Origin of the sequence: Aestuariibacter sp. A3R04, from assembly GCF_018860805.1 — a bacterium.
Taxonomy (GTDB): Bacteria; Pseudomonadota; Gammaproteobacteria; order Enterobacterales; family Alteromonadaceae; genus Alteromonas.
Genome location: NZ_JAHKQR010000011.1, coordinates 307,215 through 333,494, shown reverse-complemented (window position 1 = coordinate 333,494; position 26,280 = coordinate 307,215). Strand labels below are relative to the sequence as shown.

At 44.2% G+C, this 26,280-nt stretch carries 20 protein-coding genes and 6 pseudogenes; 6 read left to right on the top strand and 20 right to left on the bottom strand.

The window, feature by feature from the left end; all coding sequences use genetic code 11:
- Positions 1–409: 409 nt before the first annotated feature.
- The 8 genes and pseudogenes from KO518_RS10870 to KO518_RS10835 all read right to left on the bottom strand — a co-directional run bounded on the left by KO518_RS10870 (position 410) and on the right by KO518_RS10835 (position 5,581).
- A complete protein-coding gene (locus KO518_RS10870; RefSeq protein WP_216025864.1) occupies positions 410–1,483 on the bottom strand; it encodes a primase-helicase zinc-binding domain-containing protein in 1,074 nt (357 codons plus the stop codon).
- Between the two features lie 91 nt (positions 1,484–1,574).
- Positions 1,575–1,916, bottom strand: a pseudogene (locus KO518_RS10865) (plasmid-related protein).
- On the bottom strand, positions 1,916–2,410 hold the full coding sequence (gene radC, locus KO518_RS10860) for a DNA repair protein RadC (RefSeq protein ID WP_216025863.1): 495 nt from the start codon (positions 2,408–2,410) through the stop codon (positions 1,916–1,918). The pseudogene KO518_RS10865 and the gene radC overlap by 1 nt, the downstream one beginning before the upstream one ends.
- Before the next feature lie 211 nt (positions 2,411–2,621).
- Positions 2,622–3,634, bottom strand: a pseudogene (locus tag KO518_RS10855) (YqaJ viral recombinase family protein).
- Between the two features lie 60 nt (positions 3,635–3,694).
- Positions 3,695–3,838, bottom strand: a complete 144-nt coding sequence (locus KO518_RS10850; protein WP_000167275.1) for a hypothetical protein — start codon at positions 3,836–3,838, stop codon at positions 3,695–3,697.
- A gap of 83 nt (positions 3,839–3,921) precedes the next feature.
- Entirely contained in the window at positions 3,922–4,740 is an 819-nt protein-coding gene (bet, locus tag KO518_RS10845) for a phage recombination protein Bet (protein WP_216025862.1), read from the bottom strand.
- A gap of 79 nt (positions 4,741–4,819) precedes the next feature.
- Entirely contained in the window at positions 4,820–5,239 is a 420-nt protein-coding gene (locus KO518_RS10840) for a single-stranded DNA-binding protein (RefSeq protein ID WP_216025861.1), read from the bottom strand.
- A 15-nt stretch (positions 5,240–5,254) separates the two neighbouring features.
- On the bottom strand, positions 5,255–5,581 hold the full coding sequence (locus KO518_RS10835; protein ID WP_000455722.1) for a hypothetical protein: 327 nt from the start codon (positions 5,579–5,581) through the stop codon (positions 5,255–5,257).
- Between the two features lie 367 nt (positions 5,582–5,948).
- Here KO518_RS10835 and KO518_RS10830 point away from each other — a divergent pair, with 367 nt between their 5' ends.
- From KO518_RS10830 to KO518_RS19940, 3 genes are all read left to right on the top strand, one after another.
- Positions 5,949–6,449: a hypothetical protein gene (locus tag KO518_RS10830; RefSeq protein WP_216025860.1), complete on the top strand. Its 501-nt coding sequence runs from the start codon at positions 5,949–5,951 to the stop codon at positions 6,447–6,449.
- Positions 6,450–6,837: 388 nt separating this feature from the next.
- Complete coding sequence (locus KO518_RS19945; protein ID WP_252736094.1) at positions 6,838–7,167, top strand: helix-turn-helix domain-containing protein; 330 nt, start codon at positions 6,838–6,840, stop codon at positions 7,165–7,167.
- Positions 7,168–7,186: 19 nt separating this feature from the next.
- On the top strand, positions 7,187–7,414 hold the full coding sequence (locus tag KO518_RS19940; RefSeq protein ID WP_252736093.1) for a hypothetical protein: 228 nt from the start codon (positions 7,187–7,189) through the stop codon (positions 7,412–7,414).
- Between the two features lie 243 nt (positions 7,415–7,657).
- Here KO518_RS19940 and acnA read toward each other — a convergent pair whose 3' ends face one another.
- The 10 genes and pseudogenes from acnA to KO518_RS10775 form a co-directional block, all read right to left on the bottom strand.
- Entirely contained in the window at positions 7,658–10,372 is a 2,715-nt protein-coding gene (gene acnA, locus KO518_RS10820) for an aconitate hydratase AcnA (protein WP_252736092.1), read from the bottom strand.
- A gap of 59 nt (positions 10,373–10,431) precedes the next feature.
- On the bottom strand, positions 10,432–11,757 hold the full coding sequence (gene nhaA / locus KO518_RS10815; protein WP_216025859.1) for a Na+/H+ antiporter NhaA: 1,326 nt from the start codon (positions 11,755–11,757) through the stop codon (positions 10,432–10,434).
- Positions 11,758–12,029: 272 nt separating this feature from the next.
- Positions 12,030–13,022, bottom strand: coding sequence for a protease modulator HflC (gene hflC / locus KO518_RS10810; protein ID WP_216025858.1), 993 nt, complete (start codon positions 13,020–13,022; stop codon positions 12,030–12,032).
- Positions 13,019–14,071 (bottom strand): FtsH protease activity modulator HflK, encoded by a 1,053-nt coding sequence (gene hflK / locus KO518_RS10805; RefSeq protein ID WP_216025857.1) that lies wholly within the window; start codon positions 14,069–14,071, stop codon positions 13,019–13,021. The genes hflC and hflK overlap by 4 nt, the downstream gene beginning before the upstream one ends.
- Before the next feature lie 82 nt (positions 14,072–14,153).
- Positions 14,154–15,215 carry an alanine/ornithine racemase family PLP-dependent enzyme gene (locus KO518_RS10800; protein ID WP_216025856.1) on the bottom strand — a complete coding sequence of 354 codons (1,062 nt, stop codon included), beginning with the start codon at positions 15,213–15,215 and terminating at the stop codon, positions 14,154–14,156.
- Positions 15,212–16,402, bottom strand: coding sequence for a DUF1611 domain-containing protein (locus KO518_RS10795; RefSeq protein WP_216025855.1), 1,191 nt, complete (start codon positions 16,400–16,402; stop codon positions 15,212–15,214). The genes KO518_RS10800 and KO518_RS10795 overlap by 4 nt, the downstream gene beginning before the upstream one ends.
- Positions 16,403–16,596: 194 nt before the next feature.
- A pseudogene (traN, locus tag KO518_RS10790) lies at positions 16,597–18,757 on the bottom strand (conjugal transfer protein TraN); the annotation flags it as partial.
- Positions 18,758–18,759: 2 nt separating this feature from the next.
- Positions 18,760–19,788 (bottom strand): annotated as a pseudogene (locus KO518_RS10785) (TraU family protein).
- Positions 19,772–20,623, bottom strand: a pseudogene (locus KO518_RS10780) (TrbC family F-type conjugative pilus assembly protein); the annotation flags it as partial. The pseudogenes KO518_RS10785 and KO518_RS10780, both read right to left, overlap by 17 nt.
- Positions 20,614–21,054: pseudogene (locus KO518_RS10775) on the bottom strand (DsbC family protein); the annotation flags it as partial. The pseudogenes KO518_RS10780 and KO518_RS10775, both read right to left, overlap by 10 nt.
- Before the next feature lie 380 nt (positions 21,055–21,434).
- On the opposite strand from KO518_RS10775, the gene abiEi reads away from it, so the two are divergent.
- The 3 genes from abiEi to KO518_RS10760 all read left to right on the top strand — a co-directional run bounded on the left by abiEi (position 21,435) and on the right by KO518_RS10760 (position 22,890).
- Positions 21,435–21,971, top strand: a complete 537-nt coding sequence (gene abiEi, locus KO518_RS10770) for a type IV toxin-antitoxin system AbiEi family antitoxin (RefSeq protein WP_216025854.1) — start codon at positions 21,435–21,437, stop codon at positions 21,969–21,971.
- A gap of 155 nt (positions 21,972–22,126) precedes the next feature.
- Entirely contained in the window at positions 22,127–22,393 is a 267-nt protein-coding gene (locus KO518_RS10765) for a DUF1778 domain-containing protein (protein ID WP_000212004.1), read from the top strand.
- On the top strand, positions 22,384–22,890 hold the full coding sequence (locus KO518_RS10760) for a GNAT family N-acetyltransferase (protein WP_216025853.1): 507 nt from the start codon (positions 22,384–22,386) through the stop codon (positions 22,888–22,890). Before KO518_RS10765 ends, KO518_RS10760 begins: the two co-directional genes overlap by 10 nt.
- Before the next feature lie 40 nt (positions 22,891–22,930).
- Here the strand turns inward: KO518_RS10760 and traA are convergent, their stop codons facing one another.
- Together traA and KO518_RS10750 are read right to left on the bottom strand one after the other, a co-directional pair.
- On the bottom strand, positions 22,931–23,263 hold the full coding sequence (traA, locus tag KO518_RS10755; RefSeq protein WP_371742299.1) for a TraA family conjugative transfer protein: 333 nt from the start codon (positions 23,261–23,263) through the stop codon (positions 22,931–22,933).
- Positions 23,264–24,151: 888 nt separating this feature from the next.
- Complete coding sequence (locus KO518_RS10750) at positions 24,152–26,275, bottom strand: TonB-dependent siderophore receptor (RefSeq protein ID WP_216025852.1); 2,124 nt, start codon at positions 26,273–26,275, stop codon at positions 24,152–24,154.
- Between the last annotated feature and the right edge of the window lie 5 nt (positions 26,276–26,280).

Sequence of the window (26,280 nt, the reverse complement as noted above, 5' to 3'; positions counted from 1 at the left end):
AATGAAATCCGTTTTGTTGATTTAGATTTTACCAAAGCCTATGCCTATTAATTTACGTCGTCAGTGCGTTTGCGAACATTGTATCTTCCTACCAATTTTATTTTTTAAACCTATGTTTTTTTGTGAACCATTATTTGTTTGCAGTAACAAATGGCCAGCGGCGCTATTGAGATACATTTTAAGATGGCCTTTATTTTTATTGCTTCGAATTTAATCGTAATGGCTAGGGCTAAGCCGTGATCAAAGACTTGAATGCGTTTCAAAGATCTAAGATCAGGGATGTGTAATTTGTTTTTGGAATCAAAGAAAGCGAGACCTAGCAGGCCTCGCATGGTAAAGTAATCAAAGTCGAGGTATCTCGGAATGCTGTTTCGCTTATGTGAACAGCATTAGGCCAAAGCCCCTTGGATCAGATATGAACTTTCGGAAAGCCCATGGCACCGTAAACATTCAGCACATCATTCCAATCCCAACTTTTCACGCCAAGTGACTTTGGTATCGGAGGGATCAGGACTTGTGTCAGGATGCCTTTCTGCCAGGCTTTTTTCATGAGTTCATTCGCTGCATTCAGGCCAGTCTCAGAGAGATCGTGGTCTGCCCAGATGTACAGCATTTTCACATTACTTGGTGGTTCAAACCTAGCCAGTAGCGTTGCATTCACAACCGACCAACATGTTTGCCCCGTTGCTCTGGTTACCGCTAAAGCCGTCTCTATACCTTCAGAAACGCCTAATACCTCACCAGGCTCACCTATCCTAATGGCACCACCAGTGATTGCTCTGTCACTTGGTATCGGCATCATCTTTTTAGGCTTTTCAACCGGTGCTTTGAATCCATCTTCACTTAGGTAGATCCGATGAAACGTGGCCGAACGCCCTTGCTGAGTAACGATTTTACCTAGCAGCGCTGGGTAGCTATCGATAAACAGGCCATCTTCATCATGGTAAGGCAAGTTTGGATGAAACCTCAGCACCGAATCCCATTCAGGACGAAGCCGAGTAACAATGCCACGACGATGCATGTAGTTCCAAACTGGTTGCGCACGAGTATCTGCAAGAGAAAACGTTTCTCCCCAGGTTTGATTCAAGCGATGGATAATCGCTTTGTCCTCTTCCTGCTTTTTAGCCTTCCAATCAACAGCGTTACTCGGTATTGGCCGAGTAGGCACTTGTATTTGTCCGGGTTGAATACCTAGAACCTGGCCGATTGCTTCAATAGACTGAGCAAAGTTCCATCCATTAATCCAAGACAACAGTTCAAAGCCATCATGAAAGATACCGCAGGTGTTACAAACGCCACCTCCGGTAGATTCAGCATCTTTGAACAGCCTAAAGCCATCACGACCGCCATGAACAGGACAAGCCACATGACGCCCTTTTCGAGCAATAGCGGGATCAAGTTCTGGCACCAATGCCGCCAAGACTTGAAGCCATTGGCCATTAAGATATGGCCTTACTGTTTCAATCTGTAAAGGTAACGCCATATAACCTCCTTAAGTAAAAAGCCGACTCCTACCACAAGTGATAAAAATCAGCTCAGGTCTTGCATTCAGCCGTTTGGTTGATGCAGGAACGTTAGTCAAGCTGGATACCATGTCGTCTTAATAGCCACATGATGGAATCACGAAGCACATCAGGATCGAAAACCGCAGCCATCGCACAAACACGAAAGCAAAATGGCGCTATTTCGTCATTTTGAATCCACGACAACACATCCTTGCGCAACCGAGTACTGACACGACCGTCCAGCAATACACGGATCGCATCCAATAGAATGCCTTCGCGTAACTGCCAGATTTCCGTGTCAGACCAAGTGACTGGGGCATCATCAAACTCAAATAGAAATTCGAGCTATGATGACGTGTGTTGATAGGACTGCTTTTGTGATGAAGGAGAATGGGCAATGCGCCCATTCATTAAAGATAACCGCGTTCGGCAAGCGAAACGCAGCCCTCGGATGCGACCACGACATGGTCAAGCGTTCGAATATCAACAAGTGACAAGGCGTCACGGAGTCGATGAGTAATGCGTTTATTAGCTTCACTGGGCTCAGGATCACCCGATGGATTGTGAACCAGTATCACTGCTGCTGCATTAAGTTCTAGCGCTCGTTTTGTTACTTCCCTTGGATACACGCTCGCCGCATCTAAAGTGCCTTTGAATAACTCTTCAAATCGAATAACGCGATGCTTTGTATCAAGAAACAGTACGCCAAAGACTTCGTGCTCATACTCGTGCATTAGTGTTTGCAGGTATGAGAACGCCGATGATGGATGTTCAATTTTGCGACCTTTACTCAATCGACCACGGGCAAGCTTGAGCGCCATATCTAAGATATCCGCTTCAGTCACTTGCTCAGGAACGATGTAAGTACCGGCTTCTTCGCCAGCTAAGAACTTTTTGTTTTTCATAGGAGTCTCCAAAAAAAAGCGGAGACGAACCCATGCCCTAACAGGGACTGAAGTCCCCGTCGGGTGGTGTGTTGATTGTGGTATGGCTGTGTATGTAAGAGTTCAGCTCGCTCTATCATTCGTACCCAGCATTGGCTACGAGTGAAACTGCTTTCTGATGCACTCGATGTAAGTGCATGAGAAAGGAGCCGAAATCGGCTCCAAGTGAACGTTAAAAATAAAATGAGCTCGGCGAGTCACCTGGCAGAACCAAGTTCTCTTGCTCAAGACTGATTTTGATTGGTGTTTCAACGGGCTGCTCTGGTTTATTGGTGCTGATGCGCAACCGCTCTTGTGGCGTTTTTCGGTAAGCGGCTAAAACCTGTTCATCCAGCTCGCCTAATTTATCGGTGGCCAATTGCTTATAGTCCACCGTACCTGCCATCATGTAGCGGCTGAGTTTGACCCCAGCATAGTCGGCATGAGCGTAGTTACCCATCATAGCGACCAATTTCGACTGAGCTTCTCGCATTTCCTCTTTCAAAGATTTAATGTGGTTTTCCAGTCGGACCACTTCGGCATGTGCTGAGCAATACTGTCGAGACAGCGATGTCCAACGGTATTGGGCTTCACCCTTGGGAACAAAACAATCTTGCTCAGGGCATTTTGACGGTTCTTTTTTGGTCTGTACTAACTCCCAAAACTGAAGCGCCGTTTCTTGCAATTCAGTTAAGAACAATGCGTCTCGTTGTATTTCAAACTCAATCAGTTGATCCTCAAAATAGAAAACCAACCTCGCGTGCTATTGGCGACCAGTATTTGATGCTGTACTTGCACCCAATACAACTGGTACGCCTCGCTTTGTTCTCGGTGAGCTTGCACATCCTCAAAAACTGACTGGCAAGGACATTTCAGTTCAACGGGTTCGCCCGCATCGTTGATGCCATCAAAGCTGGCTCGAAAGATTGCGTTATGATCGGCTTCTGCACATAACGGCAGAAGAAAGTCATTATGCGCATTCTCAAATGTTCGCCTTGCTTGAGGCTCCAACCTTATACCGCGAAGCACATTTGGATTATTCGACAGGTCTTCCGGTAATACGAATCCGGTTTTTTCTGCCCATAATCGCCAAGGTGTTTTGTAGGGTGAACGCCCCATAATAATAGGGGCTTCAGATGCCGTAACCCCTGCAATGCGCCACTGGTGCCATGCAGGAGTACGCTGTGATAGGTCGATAACCTTCATATTGCCTCCTTTGAGGGGAGACTCCCCCGAAGGAGAGAACTCCCCTTCAGGGTTAAGTGGTTACTTTGCAGCTTGTGCTAACGCTGTTTGGTGCTGAACAACACTTGCTTGAACCGAATCAATTGCCGCTTTACCGGCTTGAATCGAACCTACGACAAGGGCAACAACCAATACCAAGCGAAAAAGTGAGGCTGATTTAGTCATGGAAGATCTCCAAAAAAAAAGACGAGACCTTCCCCCTGACGGGAGAATAATCCCGCCAGGGTTCGTAAAATGAATGCGTGGCGCTAAGAAGCTAAAGGCTGTGTGAGCGCTTTGGCTGCTTGTTGCTGTGCATTAAATATTTCTTGTTTCGCAAACGTCAGTTCAACACCTTGAAAATGTTCATTGGCATATTCCAATGCACTATTCCAAGCGTTTGAAGCTTCCGCCCGCTCGATAAGCTTGTAAACAAGCCCTCGGGTTCGATCATCAACTTGCTCGGGTGGAATCAAAGATGGCTCAACAACGTGTGTTGCTTGGCCTTCGATAATTCGCTCCGCTTCGTCTTGATCGAAAATTCCCACAAAGCCAAACGCAATGCGGGAACACTGGATCATGGATTTATGTCTTAGCATTCGCTTCGTGTGCGTTTGCCATGGACCATCTACCCGGTAAGGGCCATTTTTGCCGTTACCTTCAAAAGGCGGTCGATAGACTTCATCCAGATACTCAGTGATTTTGACTGGGTGCGAACGGTCGCGCCGATAGATGATGCATTCCATCCATTCAGGGCACTCTTTTGCGCCATCCAGGGAGACTTTGTTTTCTGAAGCCTTAAACTCCATGCCATCAAACTGGTCGTGTTGATTAATGATGCGAGACCATCCATCGACACCTACCACTGGAATAATTCCAGCTTGTTTATCAGGGAACGCAAAAATCTCTTTGGTGAAAGGGTTCAAGCCGTACTGATCTGCAACCACCAAGAGCGCCATCATCTGCTCATTGGTCGGTGCACTACCGTCACGTTGTTTGAATGCTGTTGCTTTTAGGGTATCGAACAACTTGTTTGGATCGACACTAAAGCGCTCAGCAAAGCGTTGGATTAGCTTTGGTTTTTCCATTGTGGACTCCGACAATCAAAGTGGGAGTCTGCCCCTGACGGGAAAGTACTCCCGGCTGGGTTAAAGCATTTTTGCTCGGTTAAAAATCTGGTTCAGGATAAGTTTGTGCCCAATTAGCTTGGGAGCTCGCATCATCCGCCGGTAATGGCTCAGATGCTTTGTTCACACTATCAAGAAGCAGAAACTCGTCCGCGTCCACTTCGGTCAATCGATGCTTAATGCCATCTTTCTCCCATGAGCGCGTGCGCTGAGGCCCTTGAACAAAAAGCTTCGCTCCTTTTTGGATTAAATCTTTTGCCCTTAGCCCTAACTTAAGTCCACCACGATCTCGAAAAACGACCCGATGCCATTCCGTATGCTCTTTGAGCTCATTGGATTGACGGTCGCGCCATTTCTCAGAAGTGGCCAGTGAAATGCTGGTCACCAAATCACCTGATGGATAGGCTCGCGTCTCTGGCTCAGAGCCAACGTAGCCTATGAGTGTTACTTGGTTTTTCATGATGTTCTCCTCGTCTTAGTTGAACTCTGTGCACACAGTTGCTTCTACCCGGCTGGGCAAAGAAGACTGACGACGCAGATAGGTTGGTATTTCGAGTAAAGCCATGTCGTACTGATGTGGCTCTTTGTAAAACGCAGATGTCAAACGGGGCATACCAGGAGCTTTAGGCACTGCCATTGGACGACGTTTTGGTGTTGGTGTGAGCAATCGCTTGATTTGAGTAAGTACAAATCGAAACGGGCGCACGCTTTGACGAGCAAGCAATCGCAAAAGCGACCAGCTCAGTTTTGCAAGCAACATAATGCCTGCGATTTGGATAATAAATCCGAAGATATATTCCATTGGTGACTCCTTAATTTGGTTGTGAAGGAGTCACCCCCAACTGGGGAGAACTCCCCCAGTTGGGTGGTGAAAAGGCGAACCGTAAGGAACGCATGGTTGAGCATGTAAAAACATGCAGGCTATTTGTTTAAGGAGGCTAGCTACCTCTTAGTACCACTGAGAAAACTCAGCGGCGGGCTTCCTTTGAGCTCATGCTCTTAGGCGCAGATATCACTGAAACAGATCAGCAATATTTGATAGTCAGTGTAACCGTCTTATCCAGACAGGATAGTCAGAAAGATGCTCAATTCTTCCACCTAGCTGAAAGGCCATTACCTCACAGAGGATTAGGCTAGGGACTGATTATTGTCATATCAGGAGCAAACTTATGGCCCAAGCAAAACCCAATTACTCAAAACCCATCTTTGAACAATCATTCACAATTAATAGCTTACAGGCGCAACGTGTCGTTGACCGTGTTTTTAGACGGACGGTCAGTGCGCTCTACGGAATCGATGTCATCCTACGCATCATTGGCGATGAGAACGAAATTGATGAAGTACCTGACTACACCGATCCGATTACCTTCAACGCCAAAATCAGCTCGCCCCAGGTTGGCCAGTTTGTTGGCTTAGTGCGCAAACTCGATGCGTTGATGATCTCAATGGACACACTCTGGTTATCTAGCGTGCTTAGCAACAAGCAACGTGTTGATGGCAACTACGCATGGCAACAGCGCATTATCAAACTTGCACGACGCATTATTGATATCGAAATTCGAGCACGAAAATCAGCCCAAGCTAAGGGTAAAGAAGCAGAAGTTGAGCAAGCGGTGCCTTCAACCGATGACGATATCACTGAAGAGGAAACAGATAACCCCGCCAACTAGCCAACTAGGCTCCCATCAACCAGCCCCTCTCGAAGGGGCTGTTGATTTTAATACAAATTACGCTTAGTCTATTTTTTAGCCAATAGAAAACTAGACTTCGGTACTCGGGTGGCTTTTGAATAAGAACCGGCAAAAAAATAAGCTAATGTCAAAGGCCCGAATAGACCGATAAACATTAAAATTATTATTAACTTACCTATTTCAAAAAGCTCTTATGTAAGACATCTGAACAATCCAACTGTGCCAAAAGCAGATACAGGTTCAAAAACTATATTAAGGAAACTACTTCCGAATTCAGATAATAAGTGCACCACTCAGGGTTAAATGGTGAGAAGAGAGCGATTGTCTGTTGGTACTTTGTAATCGCCAAAAAAACAAGAGTATAACCATGAGTTACAAGTATTTGATCGAAGGGCAACTATTCCAGAACGAAGCCTACTTATGGGAGGATCTCAGCTACCGAGAAATTGGGCAGCATCTGAAGGTGAATCATAGTACGATTAGTCGTGAAGTCCGGCGCAATAGAATTCGAGATAATCACTACCTGCTTGAAGTGCCCCAAGCCAAGATAATTAAACGACGATGTCTGGCAACCAAACATTGTGTTCCTGCACTTACAATCACGTTTGTCGAATTCGGATTGAGCCAAAAATGGAGCTTTGAGCAAATTACAGGTGTAGGTAAGAGCGATAGTCAGTTTATTAGAGCGAAAGAGTAGGCTGTATCTGATACGTAAATTGCATAGAAAAAGTGCGGCAAATGTAAGTAGAGCTATGATAGATATGTTGTGGCGATATCGTAGCCACGTTCGCACTATTACAGCAGATAACGCCATTGAATTCTGTGACCATAAGTTAGTTGCAGCCCAGCTAAACGCGGACTTCTATTTCGAGAACCCTTACTCCTCATGGGAGCGTGGATTGAATGAAAACTTCAATGGCCCTCTGCACCAATACATCCGATAAAGCGCCTATTTGTGAAGGGTAACAGATACGCAGGTTGCTGATGTTGAGAGCGCCCTAAATGCCAAGCAGAGATAATGCCTAGGTTTTAAACAACCAGTAGTTGTGTTTAAAAAGTAACGCAGAGCAGCCTAAAGATTCACGAGTGGTTCACTTCAGACTTGTGTTCGCGCATAATCAACCTCGTAGTTTTTTTAGCTTAAGTAACCCACGAGAAAGCTTATGAATACCGAGCAACTTTTACGCCTAAAAAAACTGGTTGATAACATAATGTAAAACACCTCCAGATAGAAAATAATCCAACTCTCGCGCATTATCTATCCTAAGCTTAACGGGTATAGATTGCACTTTTTTAACTGATGTTTGGTGTAACGTTGGATCAGTAACATTCACAACAAGCATCAACGTTTGTTTGGGTATTAGTAAATGTTTCGTACCATTGACTAGCCATTCAATGGTAATACTCTCGCTTCCCTCCAGGTGCAAGTCAGTCAAGTTGAGATTTGAGGGTAATTGTAAAGGCATGATCCCCATCCCCACTAAATTACTGCGATGGATACGCTCAAATGATTCTGCTATAACCGCTTTAACATTAAGCAATAAGCATCCTTTAGCAGCCCAGTCTCGACTGGAACCCGTGCCATATTCCTTGCCTGCAAATATCACTAACGGAATACGTTTGGCCTGATAATGCTGGCTCGCGCTATAAATAGGAACTGCTTCGGTAGCACCCGACTCGTCATTGCTAAAAAAACGGGTGTAACCGCCTTCCATTGGTTGAACAATTTGATTCTTTAACCGTCTATTAGCGAACGTGCCTCGCATCATTACTTCGTGGTTGCCTCGACGCGAACCATAGCTATTAAACTGCTCTGGCGTAATACCTTGCTTCATAAGATATTCACCAGCTGGGCTAGTCTGGCTGATTTGGCCAGCAGGCGAGATGTGATCGGTGGTAATTGAATCGCCAAAAACACCCAATATTTTTGCGTCTTTAATAGAGGAAGGTTTCTTAATTAACTCAAAAAATGGTGGTTTACGAATATATGTAGATTCTTCGTACCAAGGGAAACAAACCGATTTTTCTATGTTAATTTGCTGCCAATTATCATCTCCATTTAAAATGTTTTCATATGATGATGCATAGAGTTGTTTGGTTATCTGAGTCAAAACGCCATCAACCAATTGCTGTGTGGGCCAGATATCTCTAAGAAAAACCGGTTGACCACTTTGGTCAAAACCCAATGGTTCGGTATCCAAATTGATGCGAGTGTGGCCAACCAGAGCAAAAGCAACCACCAGCGGCGGTGAAGCTAACCAATTCAGTCGTACAAAGGGGTGTATTCGACCTTCAAAATTTCGATTTCCTGACAGTACCGCACTGACTTGTAAATTGCCCTGCTCAATCAAAGCTTCAAGACCATTTTTCAAAGGCCCTGAATTTCCAATACAAGTCGTACAGCCAAAACCAACTCGGTAAAACCCTAATTGGTTAAGATAAGATTGCAAACCCGAATTATCCAGATAGTGAGCAACTACCTGCGAACCAGGGGCGAGGGATGTTTTGACATGGGGTTGTACGGTTAACCCCTTTTCCACCGCTGCCTTAGCCAATAGACCTGCGAGTAACATGACTTGCGGATTAGAAGTGTTGGTGCAAGAGGTAATGGCTGCGATCACTAGATCGCCGTCCATGATGCTTGACGGTTCTTCTAACTCAAGCGGAGCTTGATGACCGGCAAAAGCAATTTCATCCAAAGTTTTCTGTTTAATCGCGGCTATTGGCAAGCGGTCTTGCGGCCTTTTTGGACCAGATACACTGGGGACAATGTTATTCAAATCTATAGATAGCGTTTCTTGATAGACGGGGGAGTAACAAGGTTCGTCTACTCGATAGAATAAGCCTTGCGCAACGGTATAGTCTCTGACTTGCTCAATCAAATCTTCTGAGCGGTTAGTTAGGGTTAAGTAATCGATGACTTTTTCATCAACTGGAAACAAAGCGCAGGTCGCACCATATTCTGGCGCCATATTTGCAATCGTTGCTCGGTCAGCAACGCTCAGATTCAATACACCCGCACCATAAAACTCCACGAATTTCCCAACCACACCATAATTTCTCAATATTTCAGTAATGCTTAACACCAAATCTGTAGCGGTCACACCAGGTGTGAGCTCGCCCTCCAATCTAACGCCCAATATTTGAGGCGCATTTAAGTAGAGCGGTTGACCCAGCATCACCGCTTCAGCTTCAATACCACCTACCCCCCAGCCAAACACACCAAGCCCATTAATCATCGTTGTGTGGCTATCAGTACCTACCAAAGTATCGGGATAAAGCACGTCTTCGGTTTGACGAACAACTTGTGCGAAGTATTCAAGATTTACTTGGTGGCAGATACCTCTGCCAGGGGGAATGACGGTCAGGTTGTGAAATGAACTCTGCGCCCATTTCAAAAATTGATAGCGCTCCTGATTACGCTCCATTTCAGATTGGCGATTATGTTTCAATGCATCATCATTACCGGCCTCATCGACAATAATCGAATGGTCAATTACAAGATCGACAGGACACATCGGATTGACTTTTTCTGCATCACCTCCAGCCGCACGCACTGCATCTCGCATTGCTGCCAGATCAGCAATAGCAGGAACCCCTGTATAGTCTTGCATCAGCACTCGGCTTGGATAGAAAGGAAACTCATAATCATCCAATTGTCCGTTTGAACTTAAACCTTTGATAATAGTTTTGATCTCAGTACTGCTTGTAGTCTCTGTATTTTTTTCATAATGCCGCATAACATTTTCTAAAAACAATTTTACAATGAAAGGCTGCTCGCTTAACGTAAATTCAAAATCTTCTGCCAACTTCTGTAGAGACCAATAAGCTTTTTCACCATAATTCGTCTTTAACATTGTCAAATAGTGTTTATGCCATTGCATTTTATTAATAGGGATCATATATATTCCTTACTAAGGATTGCGGTTATTTTTACTCGGTTTTTGTTGCTTTAAATTATTTAACTTGTACTTTTTACAGCTGTAAAATAGCGTAACAAAGCAATACCGACTAACGCAGAGAAGATGGATGCCAATAAAATACCTAGCTTTGCCGCATTCAATTCCGTAGGGCTATAAGCCAAATTGGCAATAAATAGAGCCATAGTGAAGCCAATACCAGCCAATACCCCCCCACCAAAAATCATGTTCCAACGCAAATTAATTGGAAGTATTGCAATACGTAGCTGAACGGCAATCCAGCTAAACAAGAAAATACCAATGGGTTTGCCTAAGGCAAAACCAAGAAAGACGGCTACCGTTAATGATGAAGTAAAACTTATTCCATTTAATGGAATACCAGCATTAGCAAAAGCAAATAATGGCATGACAACAAATCCCACCCAAGGGTGAAGCAGTATTTCCAAACGCTCAACCGGAGACAGTGCCTCACGCGCCGCAGCTTCTGCAGTTCTCAACGCCTGTCTTTCGTTTATGTCATCGCCACGTTCGGAACCTGAAGGATAAGCTACAACAGAGTCCATAATCGTGTGTAAACGCTCATCACTCACCCATTTTTTCGTTGGTGTCAACAACCCAAGAATGACACCTGTTACAGTCGCGTGAATACCCGAAATATCAACGACAACCCAAATACAGATGCCAACGATATAAAATACAGTGATGCTTCGAATACCTAGAAAAGCCATTACTTTAACAATTGTAAACCCCACCAAGGCAACCCCAATAAAGCCCCAATTAAGTTCACCGCCATAGCCCACAGCGACAACAATAATTGCCCCCAAATCATCGACCACAGCCAACGACAACATAAATACTCGTAAACTTTTGGGTATCCTTTGGCCAAGTAACGCAAGACAGCCAATCACAAACGCCGTATCGGTTGCCATGACCGTTCCCCAACCATGCATACCCATCTCTCCAAACTGTAAGGAAAGATAAATAAGCGCGGGAACCAACATACCACCGAAGGCTCCGAACACAGACAGCATAGCTAATCTAGGATTACGCAACTCACCTAATACCAGTTCTCGCTTTAGCTCTAACGCGATCAAAAAGAAAAACAGGGTCATCACTGCATCATTAACCCAATGGTGCAGTGAGCGCTCATACTCAAATGAACCGACATTTATACCTATTGATAAATGCCAAAAGCTCGCAAAAACCTCACTGAAAGGTGAATTTGCCAATGCTAAGGCGGCCAAGGCCGACAGTAATAAGACAACGCCCGCAGCAGCTTCTATTTTCAGGAAGTGATAAATTGGTTGTAGTATCCAGTCAATATATTCTTTGGGTAATTGAGAGGAACTGCCTCGATTAGATTGCATCGAAGAAGCACTAAAAAGTGCTATTTTGCATCATAGAAAGCATTATTAGACCGTTTATCTGGATCAGCTCCGCCCTCTCCAGAATATTCATCATTATACAGTGTAAAATTGAATGCGCATTGAAGTTTTTTATATTCCCCCTTCAAATACAATAATTTAAAACACACCATCGAGCTAAAATACTTCGTTACAATAACAACGCAGTTGGTTTCCTTCATCAGTATCACTCCATGCCAATAAAATAGGCACTATCTTTAGCGTTAAATGTTGTTTTAATCGAGTTTGATCGCTGACTTTTCGCTCTCTGAGTCTAAGCTATTTAAGTACTGAAATAAGTCACTATTCGTAGACAAAACGAGGGTTGTATTGTTCGCAATAATGTCGGAATAAGCCTGCATCGTTCGGGTAAACTCAAACAGGTTCACAGCTTCTGCACTTTGATTGTAAGCGAGCGTATAAATTTCTGCGGCTTTTGCATCTGCTTGCCCCCTGATATCTTCCACTTGTCGATAAGCTTCTGACTGAATTCTATTTAACTCTCTAACGCGGTCACCCCGAATTCTCGCAGCTTCACCATTGCCTTCAGATAAAAACCGTTCTGCAATTTGGCGACGCTCACTAACCATGCGTTCGTAAATTTTTGGACGAACACTTTCGTTGTAATTGATACGTTTAAAACGTATGTCCAGCAACTCGATACCAAATACTCGCACTTTCTCGGCTGCTGCGGTAAAGATTTCATGTTCCACTCGTTGCCGACCTTTATTAATTGGAACTAACGCTCCAATTTTTGTATCAGTATCTATTTCACTTAAAAGCCCATCACGCAAAGGCTCTCGGCCCTTACTGGTACGTATAATCTCAATCAATTCATGCTTGGCCACAGAATTTCGAGTTTCGCTTCCCAAAATATCGTCCAATCTTGACTGTGCGCTTCGTTCATCTCTAAGCCTTAAAAAATATTGCAGTGGATCTATGATTCGCCATCGGGCAAAAATATTGACTGATATATAAAGTTTATCTTTTGTGGGCATATCTGACGGCTCGCCATCCCATTCCAACACACGCTTATCTATTGCATTGACATCTTGAACGAATGGCACTTTTACATGGAGGCCTGCATCAACTATGGGTTTACCTATGGGTTTACCAAATTGTGTAATAATGACCTGTTCAACTTCATCAACGGTATAGAGAGAGTTATTTAGAGTCAGCACAAGAACCGCAAGCAAAGCCAAGGCGCTTAGTGATTTCGTTACTTTCATGGTCTTTCTCCTGACATTCTATCTAGATTAAGTAAAGGTAATACATTATTGGCTCTCTCATCGATTATTATTTTGGAACGAATACCTGGTAGAACAGATTGCAGAGTTTCCAAATATATACGACGTTTAGTCACCTCCGGTGCTTTAATATACTCTTCATATAGTGCGTTGAATCGAGCGGCATCACCTTCAGCCTCATTAATACGCTTTGACCGATAACCATCAGCCTCTCGAATGCGTTGATCTTTTTCCCCTAATGCTAAAGGTATCACTTTGTTGTAGTCTCTGCGGGCCTCATTAATCAACTTTTCTTTTTGCTGTTGCGCTTGATTCACTTCATTAAAAGATTCCTGAACAGGTTGTGGCGGATTAATATTTTTTAGTTGCACTTGATCAATACTAAGCCCCATCGCATATTTTCTTGAAAGTGCCTGCATTTTAAGGAGTGCTTCAGACTCAATATCTTGTCTGCCTATGGTAATCACCTCATCAACAGTACGATCTCCCACGACCTCTCGCATCACTGACTCGGAGACATAACGTAATGTTTCACTGGGCTCTCTCACTTCAAATAAGAAGTTAACTGGATCGGAAATACGATATTGAACCACCCATTCTACTAAGGCCGCGTTTAAATCACCCGTAACCATCTGTGTTTCTTTAAGTCCTTCATTGATACGCGGATTTTGATAAGGATCGTTAGCACCTTGTGTAGAGAATCCAAATTCTTGTTTAAGCTGTCTTTTAACAGGTACAATTGTGGCACTATCTATATTGAGTGGTAATTTAAAATGTAATCCTGGTTGCTCAAGGGATGAAAACTGTCCAAACCTCTTTACAACAGCGATAGAATCGCTAGGTACTGTATAAAAAGAAGCCCATATTGCAAGTAGAATACTGATAGAAATAATAACTATTATAAAATTAATAGGGCTGCCACCTGGTAACATCGACTTGAAATTAGATAACCTTTTAAAGATATCTTCAAGGTCAGGTGGCGATTTATTCTCACCACTCCAAGGATTTTCTGGTTTACTGTAATGATTCATTATAAGTTTCTCTATTAAGCGTTACCTTACACCTTAATTAAGGCGTGCGTTTCATTTATTATTCCAAAATTAGGGAGTAACTTCAGTGATAAAAATTCTTTTTGATGTATGGAGAGGTCATTGCTGAGAGCAACCCCACGTAGTCAATCCTGAACTTTATTGTCTGACCAACCTTTAAAATATGACCCTCACTTTCAACGACTAAATGATCACTAGTACTCGCTACAATTTTTATCCCTATGGGTGGCCTTAATCCTGACGGATTAACATCTTGACGACCAATTGCTAGAAGGGCTTGATTAACCATCCCTCGCTCAACTATTTCAGGCATATCTCCAAATGCATTTTTATAACGGCACCCCCAAGGTTTAGAAGGTTTGACACTGGACTCAATTACTTCAGCGATTAAAATAATCGCATCTTTATAGGTCCCAGTTATGTGTTGTTTTTTTAAGGCTTCGACTCCAAAATAAATTGACTCACCCAACCTTAACTGATTTATGCGTGATGGGCGTTCTAATTTCAATGCCCACAAAATATTAGCAGAATTACCACCTGATATTATTTTCATTTTAATATCAAATCTTCTTTCAATATCGTTGACTAGATTTGATAATATATCCATATTTTTTCTATCTGGCGCGACACCATAACGACAAGTTAAATTAGCACCGATACCATTGATAATAATATTTGGCAGTTCAAGGACTTTTTTAATGATACTTTCGAGCTGATTTACCATAACGCCTTCCCTTAGATCGCCAAGCTCCACCATAATTATAACCCCATGGTAATAACCTATAGTTCTTGCGGCTTCTGACAAAGCTTTTATTACTACCAACTCTGTATTGAGACTAACCTCGCAACTTGACACAACTCTTTCGACCTGGCTCAACATCGGAGTGCGTATCAACATCATGGGGACTTTAATTCCAGCACATCGCATTCTTTCTATATTTTCAATACGTGAATCTGCGAGCATTACCGCACCAGATTCAACAAGCGTAGCTGCAATTTCTGGATGCCCCATAAAAACTTTTGTTACAGGCAAGATATCGATGCTATGACCTTTTAGCTCACGTATTATGAGTTTGATGTTCACAGCAATCTTACGACAGTCGATTTCTAAACAAGGAAAGCTCATTGTATGGTTGATATGTGTTTTTTAAGCATTGGAAATGCTTTAAACACCATATGGGTTAGAAAATCATTTGAGCGGCTTAATGCATCAGTAATTGGTATAGAAAAATTCTTCGAGTACCGATACATATACTCATCAATCTCGTCATCATTCATATCTTCGTGATTTATGCTTATGCCTATTACTTTTGTTCTAGCAAAGTGTTCGATTAAGTCTATTTCACTTTCGAGTGATGGTATTTCCATACCATGAAAATCAACTCGGTACTTACGATGAGGAGCATGTTGTATAATTACGGCATTAGGTGAACACCCTTTTATAATCATCGCGCTTGTACCAAAAGCTGGATGACTAAGGGCTCCTTGTCCTTCAATAATAATTATATTTGGTTTTTCCTTTGTATACGCTCTAACAATAACAGCTTCCAGTTCACCAGGACAAAATTGTGCAGGGATAGCATCCATCACTAAACCATAAGAAGAGCCTTGCATAATACCGGTTTGTCCTGTAGAGACAAAAACTACATTAAGTCCCAATCGGCTCAAAGCATTTGTAAGTATTGTTGCTGTAGTGCGCTTTCCAATAGCACAATCAGTCCCCATAATAACAATTCTAGGACAATCAACCTTATTAATAGCACCGCTAAAAGTTTTCAATTCGTTTTGTTGTTTAGGCTTACGTATATCAAAAATTTCCACTTTATTATCGAGAGACATTTTAAGGATTTCAGGATCATCATTTAAATATTCATGTAGTCCATTAACTATATTTAGACCAAAACTTATCGCCTCAACAATAACTTCTCTATGAACCTTTGGAAGCAACCCTTTAGAAGGCGCGATTCCGTATATAAATAAATCAGGTTTCTCTTCTGTTTTTTCAATTGCTTCACTTAAGCTATTATATATTGGAATTCCATTTTTCTCTCGCTCTAAAACACACCCTGAATCAAGCCCTGCTTTACTGCTATCAATGACAGATAAAATTCTAAAATTAGGGGAATAGCGAACGAGTCCATTTGCTGTTTTTCCATCTGTTTTCGAAAAGTTTCCTTCACAAAAAATTATGGCGCATGGTTTTTTTTTATTTATATAAGATAAAGAATTCTGTTTAAAATAATGGGCACCATTAAAATTACTATTATCTTCAGAAGTTGTTATTAAGCGTTGTAATGAATTCTTATAAGACATACTGACACCTTTAATTTCAGCACTTAATGGGCAAGTTGCGCATGCCGAGATGTCAGTTCGGGAGAGGTACAAATAGTCCCTACTAAGCAAGTTGGGAGTTTTAACTGTAGTACATTTTTTAATCAATTGATAGCTTATTCTCAATTAGTTGCTCCCCGAAATCTCTTCCGTAGCCTCCTGACGCAGTTTCTGTGCATCCATTCATCCAGATTGACTTGGCTCCAATCTACCTGGTTTAACTGACTCGCGGTCAATCCTTCACAGTTTGGAGATTTCGCACTGCCCCAGCCAAGGCCCAATTGCGGACGCACTTGTTCTTGAATGATCCGTGAAAGCGGCGAAGTAAAGCAGCAATATGACTGCCGTTTTTCAACACAGGCACCTAAGAACTTAGACTTGCAGTAAGAGCCCACGTAGTGGCAACTCTTCAATACCCGCTTGGCATTCATTTCAAACTCACTCTGCTCACATTTCCAGATAAGCTGAATGAGGATCATGCCACGAAATAATCGACCCATTAACAACTTTACACAATGAGCCAACCAAGGTTCCTTTTGGACAGGTCATTTCAGGGTATTTAATGGACGGTTTCGTCTCAGTCACCGTCTCCTTGTTGCCCGTCAATGAGAGTGTCGTTTTCCAGCCATTTGCCTTGGACGGCGACTCGGTGATTTTTATCTCAGTATTTTGATTATCAAACACTCTCAGCGTCGCGTTTCCAGTTTGCATAGTGCTGCTGTGCTGTGGAACAAAGCTGAGCGTTTCAGAGCTAAAGCAATCGCGCTCAATGGACCAGCTTTGTTGATGGGTTTCAGCGGATACACGTCGTTCTAACTGACACTCAGTAAGCGTGCTGATCTTCTCGCACACCTGGTAATCCGGTACATGCTTGGTTTCAGTAAATGGCGTAATCATCTGAGTAGGCTCACAGGCCTCAAAATTACTTGGCATAAGGTTGGATACCACACACTTTGGATCGCTGGTTTGCAATCCACAGTCATAGGTATCGGTAAAACGAATGCATTCACCTTTATCATTGGTTTCGGCACATTCTGACGACATGAATCCACAGGAAGGATTCTCTTCAAGCACTTGGCAGGCCTGATTTTCAATCCCCTTATAGCTTTCGTCATCCACACTGACTTGTACACGCCGACACAAAGGCGATATGCCAGCCACTGGGCTTGGGGCAAAATAGGATTCACAAACTGAAACACCATTGACCACCGTACATCCGTTGGTTGAAGAAGGCTGATCCGTGCATTGAATACTATAATCTGAAAACTTCGCCGGTATATCCGCTGCTTGTTCGATACAGGATTGCGGTGACCAACCATCATTCATCACCACCTTGGTTGGATCAAAGCGCACCTTGATGCGAGCATACCCCTCACCACTACCCGTAACCGATACGCGAATTTTTACCGGCACTTCTAAACCTGGTTCTACCGCTTTTAGCTTGGCAGTGAGATCGGTATTTGGATTGCGCTCCCAACTGGTACTGAGCTCGCAGCGACCTGCCGTTTCTGGTGGAAAGTTATTGTTCGGCCCAGACCAGACTTTCTGGTCGCCAAGCCACACTTGCATGTAGTCATCCCATTTGGCGTACTCAAGAACGGCTGAGGTAATCGCATCGGGGTTCACGACTTTGAGTGTGATGGCCTGTTCGAACACCTTACAACGGCCACTCCAGTAGTTGTCGCCAATTCGTCCTATCCAAACTTCAAGACACCCCTCACCACAAGAGCGAAGGTTCATCGGCCCTGAAACATGCTCAATGATGCCTGCCGTGTAATCGTGAGTAATAGTGCAGCTGTTAACCGCTGTATTGAGCCTGTCACATTGCTGGTAATTTGGGCTGCCTTCACCTTGAGACTCACAGCCGGGGAAGCTTTGTGTTAATAGATTTGGGTCAGTTTGAACCGCATCGGTTAATGCCCAAAGCGGATCATTGACCATATCTGGCCGCGACCTGTCTTTGATTTGCTGTAGCGAACGAAATGCTTCACCCGTAGCGCCACTTTCGGATGCCATGCTCTCTTGGCGCTGCGTCCCCAATTGATTCATACTGGCATCAGAGCCATAAACGCCCGTTAAGACATCCAATGAGCCCTGATCCATACCAGGAAAAAGCTCTTGCAAGTTAATCGTCTCATTTCCACTGCCATTCGGCACCGACAACGTATTGCCGTTAAGTGCGGGCATCGTCCAGTTTTGCAGTAATTGCTTACCTTCTTGTTGTCCGCTTAAGCCGGATTGGCGCTGCACATCAGCGGCGACACCATGTAGGGGCAAGCACGCCATAGTGATAGATAAAATACCCGCTAACACTCGGGTGAAAAGTGTTGGTTTCATGGTTAACCTCCCGAGTTACAGCAGTCTTGCCAGCGCCACAAAATATAGAGCGCATCTTCACCGGCACCTGGGATTGTTCGCCACTCTCCCCATTTCATGGTGCTTTCACCGATGACATGCGCACTTTCAGTTTCTGGTACAGGGAAGAACATACTCATCTTGTATTGGGATTTCGGCAGCATGGGTTCGATAACAGGTCGGCATAGCGCACTGTTCCCCATTGTTCACCTTGCAAGACCACGCCTGTGTTGAGCTGCGATTGCACGCGCCGCTAAATGGCTGGTGTTTTCTGCTAATGAGCCAAAGGCTAAGGTATGGCCAGATAACGGATAGAGATGCCCCCAACTGCCAGCACACCAAAACAACTGGTCGATGGGTTTACCAAGCGTTGATGAGGCAGCGTCAGCGGTACAAGCAGATATAGCCAATGGATTGGCAACGGCAGCCGCTTCAGGCTGAGTAAAAAAGGCCAGTTCATCGTTCAGCCATGTTGGGTCCAATTCCGACAAATACATCAAGTCAAAGTCCATGTAACCATCGGCATTGCAATTGCCATCCATGAACAAATCGAGCATGACCAAAAGCGGAAAGGCGTAATAATGGTAATGGTAGAAAGCGAGATCACCGGTGTCGTATTCACCCTCGCCATGACCACCTTGCAGTCGTCTATCACCTAACGGTAAACGAATCCCTCCCAGGGAAGGCGAACAACCTGGCGTTCTGACCAGTTCAATCAAACGCGCGGGCTCCCACATGCTGGTAACAATACCTGGCCTTGGCACACCTAAGTTGTCTTCACATAAGCAAAATGACTTGTTTGATGCGCCGCTTGGGACATTGCCAGAGCCAAGAGGAAGACCGGCAACCCGGATAGGAAAAATGCATGACCAGCAAACATCCGTCAGCAACTTGCCGGACAATAACCCCGCGTCTGGGCAGGTCAATTCGGCTTTTGCAGGAATAGATGCGCCCAGGACAAACATGACAACGAGAGTCCACAACAGACGATACGTATTATTGAGCTTTTTCATGAACAAGCTCCTTTGCTGGAATTTCTTCTATTTCAAACGCGAGTCCCTTTGCTTGAACAAACGATGGGGTGACTTGCAGATCAAAGCGCTGCCTTAGCGAGGCATTGAGAAGGTAAACCGGACTGCCCAATGTCTTTTCGAGCGCATTGAGACGATTCCAGCCTTGGGCACGGTCGAGCTGCGTGGTGATAAGCGTAATGCGGCGCAGTGTCCTATCTTGGCCCTCAAGCCAATGCGCTACTGCATCCACTTCTTCAGCGTTCGACGCATTAAACACCACGAGCTGCTGAGTAAATGGCAAGGCTTTGAGCGGGTTAATACGCGTTCCTGCTGGGATCAATGTTCGGCCATTGGCATCCAACAGTGGCCGCTGCATGAAGATGGTTGGATCAACCATTCTTATTCGATACTGCGTGGCTTTGGGTAACTCAGTAAATGTTTGGCCAGACCAGAAACGCTCAATGGCTTTTTTCTTTAACGCGCCCAGGTCAATCGACTGTAAACGCTGCATCGCCACTTGCATCAAATCTGGCTCTAAAATCGAATGAATAGGACCGCGTTGACCCAATGAACCGGCATTGCCAGTTTCAATTTGGCGCTGCAACCAGTCCTTGCTGTAAACCCCTAGTGCACTTGCAGTCACCTTGTCATCTTCTATGCGGAAAATGGCAGGCACGCTAGTCACCCGCCAGTGCACAAAGGCTTTCGGATCGATTCGAACCTGAGGAACAGGATCAAGCCCCGTCATCAGGGTATGCCAATCACGGATAGCCGCCCCCAAGGTCTTTCCTTCAGGAATTCCCCGAAACAACACAATAGCGCCGGTAGCACTGGCACAGGGAGTATTTGGAAGGTGTATTCTTTGGTTAACGGTAAAGCTTGTTTCAAAAGCTCATGGCAGTGCGGGCATCGTGGGTCAACAAAGACCACCACTTTCTTTTTGCCTTCACCCAGCGTCAGTGGATTCAAATCATCCATTTTTAAGCCAAGACGACTTAAGTCCAGCGTGTTCCCCGCTTCACGAATTTCTTCAAGGCTGGTAAGCGGCTTTTTCGACCAGGCATCATAGAGCGTGCCATCAATGACGAACCGGCCACTGTCTGACATGAAAACAATACGGCCATTGCTTTCGACCGCTTTCATACCCGTGACAGGTAAAGAAACCATGCCGTCAATTTTGCCAACGGGCGACACTTCAGACACAGGTTCAGCTTGAACCAATGGAGACAGCGCAAGCGCCAGAATAATTGGAGATAGTTTTCGCATGAGGAGTCCTCGTTAATGTAAATCGAGGCTCCAGTCTATGCAGTTGTCCTATGTGGACTCGGTTAGATAGATTGAAGAATTGGGTGCCTTGCTAGGGTGCCACTTGTTGTTACGCACTATTTGTGAAGGTATAGCTTTCATTCTGGCAGCCTTACAGGCTTCCCCCAATTCATCTAGTTTACCTAAACCCGCTTTTTCACACTCTGGGTGTTAAAATTCATCACTGTGTAAACTAACCAAGTCCTTTTAATCCCCCCCTAGAAACCAAGTCAACAAATTTGACACTTTTTGATGTCATTCTTGTAAACTTGTGCCCTACTAAAGTTAAGTCTACACTCATGACATGTTTAAGTGTCATCCTTGACAACTAGAGGCGTATTGTGAGAAAGGCTGAGGCAATTAAAAAGCTCTTAGAATATGACAAGCGTGGTCGCTGTGTTTTTACTAATTCAGATCTGGCCAAAATCTTTCATCAAGATAATGAACGAGCATTGCGTGCAGGAATTAAACGTTTGCAAGACGATGGCTTGCTAACTCGAATGATTAATGGTGTGTACTTATTCAATTTAGCGCAGTCGAAAGGCAGCGACACGTTGGAGCAAATTGCTAAAACTATTCGACGTGGGGAATGTAACTACATTAGCTTGGAGTCTGCTCTTTCTGATTATGGTGTTATTTCGCAAATTCCAGTAGATAGGTTAACTGTTATGACAACGGGACGTTCCGGTGAATTCAAAACACCTTTGGGTACAATTGAATTTACGCATACAAAGCGAAATCCGATAAACATTTTAGAAAATACCAGTTTAGTTGGCAGACCACTTAGGTTAGCAACGAAACAAACTGCATACAGAGACCTAAAACGAGTTGGCAGAAATACCCATCTAGTTAACGACGATGCTTTGCATAATAGTTGAACAACTGCTCTTGGGGCGCTCTGCCAAGCAAATTTCATCCAGCCAACTACAACCGCTTTTCCCTATCACAGACCCCAAAAGATAATGTGTATCTGTTGACTACACGCTAAAACCATTTAAACTGTGTATTAAATAGATATACAGAGGATGGTGTCATGGCTACAAAGACAGCCCCAATCAACATGCGAGTACTGCCATCGGTAAGAGACATCATCGATGCCGCAGCAAGTTTAAAAAAAGTTGATAGAACCGTATTCATTCAGCAAGCAGCGCTCAATGAAGCGCATAGTATACTGGCAGAACAGCGGGATTTTGTTCTTGAAGCAAAGGCTTTTGAAGCGTTTGATAACGAACTTCGTGCAGAGCCACAGACTCTTGAAGGTATGAAAGATCTGTTTAAAAGGAAAGCGCCTTGGGAATAAGTGCACCAACACTACTCGCTGATGAGCACCAGATTAACGCCTTTCAATGTGGCATCGAAGAACTCGATACTTGGTTAAGAAAGCAGGCGTTAAAGAGTCAAAAGCGGGGAACCGCGAGAGTGTATGTGGTCAATGACACTGAAGTCCATCAAGTGATTGGGTACTATGCCATTGCCATGGGATCAGTTTCCAGAGAGCAAGCTTTCAGTTCATTAAGAAGAAATAGTCCAGATCCCATTCCCATGGTGATTCTAGCCAGGCTTGGAGTAGATAACGCCTATCAAGGTCAAGGCATTGCGGCAGGTCTTTTAAAAGATTGTATCATTCGCTCAGTACAAGCAATGAACGCTGTCGGTGGAGCAGGAATCTTAGTCCATGCTATTGATGGTAGTGCGCAAACGTTCTACAAGAAATTTGGCTTCAAAGAATCGACGTTTGATCCTTTAGTACTCATGGCAAGGATCTGCGATATCGAAAAATCATTGTCGATAGACTGAGATGACGGCTCCCCTTGCACAAGAGAAGCCGTCTATATTATCAAGTGCCTAGTAAAACGGCGCTGATTGCTGGAACAGTTGTGCCAATAACTTCTTGAGTGCTGGCAACAACAGGTAAGGTTGCAGACATAACACTTTCAACTACTGTTGGTGTGTTGTAGAGCCCCATACCGCCACCAATGCCCAAGGCAAAAGCCATCAAGCTTTGGCGAGCGATACCGCCCACAATACCCACCAGAACCATGGCTCCCGCTACGATCCGTCCCAAAGTACCTTGGGTCCAATCTTTTAGGGTATCCCACACATCAGTGAAAGCATCACCACCGGTGCCCGCAAATGAGGGTGCATGTTCCGGCCCATTCCGATCACCCATTTCGGTTCAATCCGATCACTGATTTCCCCGACCGATCGGATTCACCGAAATACGCAACATCGAAATCCATAATGACGAACCCTTTAAATTCATAGCCTTACAAACAACAAGCTAGAGATGCTCGCATTTATTCCGCTTTTGTAATGTCGAAACCAAAGTACCAAAAGCAGGAGGTACTTTCTTCATCAAACCCAGTAACCAAAAGGCCTACAGCCAGATTTGTGTCATGGAAATTTCGCCAATGGCCTCTAAAACGGAATTTGTACTCAAGTTTGTACACACTTTCCGAGGTTACGTTTGAACATCATTGAAAAGCAAAGAAACGAGAAAAAGACAAAAAGCCTTTAAATTCAGTACGTAGAGATGTGATTGTGGTGTGCAATGAAAGGTGATTTTAAGCGTTGAAAGGCTGGGCGGCATCAGGGTGAGAGATGATAGCGAACGTACGTCGCTTATTGATTTCGTTCAGAAAATCGGCATTTGCCATGAATCTAATTTCCCATTTTGTACCAGTATTAGTACAAATAAATAAAGTTAACGCTAAGCCCCGATTTCCAAGTTGTCAGCCAAGGCCGGACGTCAGCACAGCCTCTTCTCAAGGCATTAAAAAATTTGAGCGCTATTCTAGCAAATTGGTTAAGTGTTATAAATCAAACCACCAGAACTTCTTTTAGGTTTTCTAGTACTTGTGTTTGCATCGGGGATGTTAGGGAGATTTACATGAGAGGCTGTTGACGAAACAAGCGCAACACTATGTTATTTTTACTCTGCAGGACAGCGCTATTCTTAACGTTTCTAACTAACGCTGTTAGATAGTAAAACGAATAGTGTTCTGATACAACCTCGTACGACGAGCAACACACCCGCCGTACGTAGGTCGTTAGCGTATTAAAATGCGTATTTTACGCTGGCTTTTACTGCCCGTGGTGAACCCGGCATAGTCCAGGCCTCAAAATAAGAGTTCTGGTAGTACTCTTCATCAAGTAAGTTATTGATGTTTAGATTCAGTGACAGTCGCTCTGTTAAATCCACATTCACAAACAGGTTGACCAGGGTATAACTGGGTAAATCAAAATCCTGTTCGAGAAAGTCACCCAACTGTTTGCCCACATATTGAATCACTACTCCGCCATTACCAGTATAATTGCCAAACTCTGCGAACTGACGAAGCATTAAACTGCCGCTGTGTTCTGGCACATTGCCAAGGCGTGCGCCTTCTTCAATCACGTAATAATCCCATAGCGTAATTTCTTTGGCATTTTCGGCATCCACATAGGCATAGGATAGAGAGAGTTGCAGATCAGGGGTAATACTGTATGACATGTCTAACTCAACACCCTGGCTTTGTGCTTCACCAATGGCTTCCGTCGTACCGTCACCAGCAGGGCTACTTGCCAGGATGTTATTTTTCTCTGTCGTAAAAATGGCTGTTGAGCCCTGGAAGCCAAGATCATTTAACTCCCATTTAAGACCAACTTCCCAGGATTTACTCTCCTCCGGCTCATGACCAAGTCCTTCAGCATTTACCCCTGAGTTTGGCCTTGCACCTTCTGAATAGCTAGAATAAATACGGGCTTCATCAGACAGTTCGTATACCAAACCTAATCTAGGGTTCGAGTAGGATTTAGAAATACTTGTTTTCGTGTCGGTGCGACGATTAGTGATGTCTTGCTCAAAGTGATCGAAGCGAATACCGAACATGACTTTCACAGTATCAGTTAAATCAATTTGGTCCTGGAAGTAAACACCTTGCCCACTTTGCTCTTCGAGATCATCTGTATTTGGTCCCATCTCTGGCAATACATCTGTGTAGGTTGGATTATCGTAATCAATGGCGAATGCATCAGCGCCATCTCCCTCTGCTCCTGAGTGACGATAGCGCAGGATTAATCTATCGAGTTCGTATTCGTATAAATCACCGCCGATAAGAAGATTGTGTGACAAACCAAATAACTCAGCACTACCACTAAATTCAAATCGACCAGAATAATCTTCCGCATCAAATTCCCGGTAACGGCGCTGGCGAACCACATAGTTGTTATCAGCGTCATACCAGCGAGGTTCAGAAACACTCCCTTCGAAGGTAGAAGTGCGCACACTCAACCCCGCGTTAAACGCCCAATTATTCGAGAAGTCATGCTGAAGTTCAAACTGATGGCCGATAGCATCAATCTCAACAGGGCCATCGGCTGGCTCTCCGTAAAAATTGGAATAAGAAAATGGCTTGTCTTCTACAAATACAACACCGCGATCCATATCAGCTTCTTGTTTCAAATATTCCAACTCGTAACTCAACAAAGTGTCGTCACTAAGTTGGTAAAGAAACGACGGCGTTATTACCGTTTTTCTCTTGTCTACCGTATCGCGATAGCTTTCTGAATCCTCAAAGGCGCCATTTACTCGGAACGCCAGCTTGTCTGATAGTGAATTTGTGTAGTCACCTTCAGTGCGAAATTGCGCAAAGCTTCCAGCAGTGAAACTAACGTAGCCCGATTCCTCGAATTCCGGTTTTTTGGTGGTGATATTCACCGTTCCACCGGGTTCTCCGCGGCCATAAAGTGCAGAAGTTGGCCCTTTAAGTACCTCTATAAAGGCAACGTTAGAGGTATCGCGATTGCCACTAAATCCACGACCGGCGCTAAACCCGTTGATTAGGTAAGCGGAGGGCAAATTTTCGTCGCCAGCAAAACCACGAATGGCAAACATATCCCACAAACCGCCAAAATCATTTTGTCGGGTTACTCCGCTAACCAGCTCGAGGGAGTCTGTGAGTCCAGTGATTCCAGTGATTTCCAGGGTTTCATTGGAAATGGTGGCAATAGCCTGGGGTAAGTCTTTTGCTTTCACGTTACCGCGGTAGGATTGACGCAAGCTTTTTACTTGAATCACTTCCAGACTATCTTCAGCCGACTCTATACTATCGGCTCCCTGGACGGCAAAAGGTATCTGTATAGCAACAGCAACACAGAAGCTCAGTGGTTTTAGCTGTTGCACAGGTATATGGCATTTCATAAATG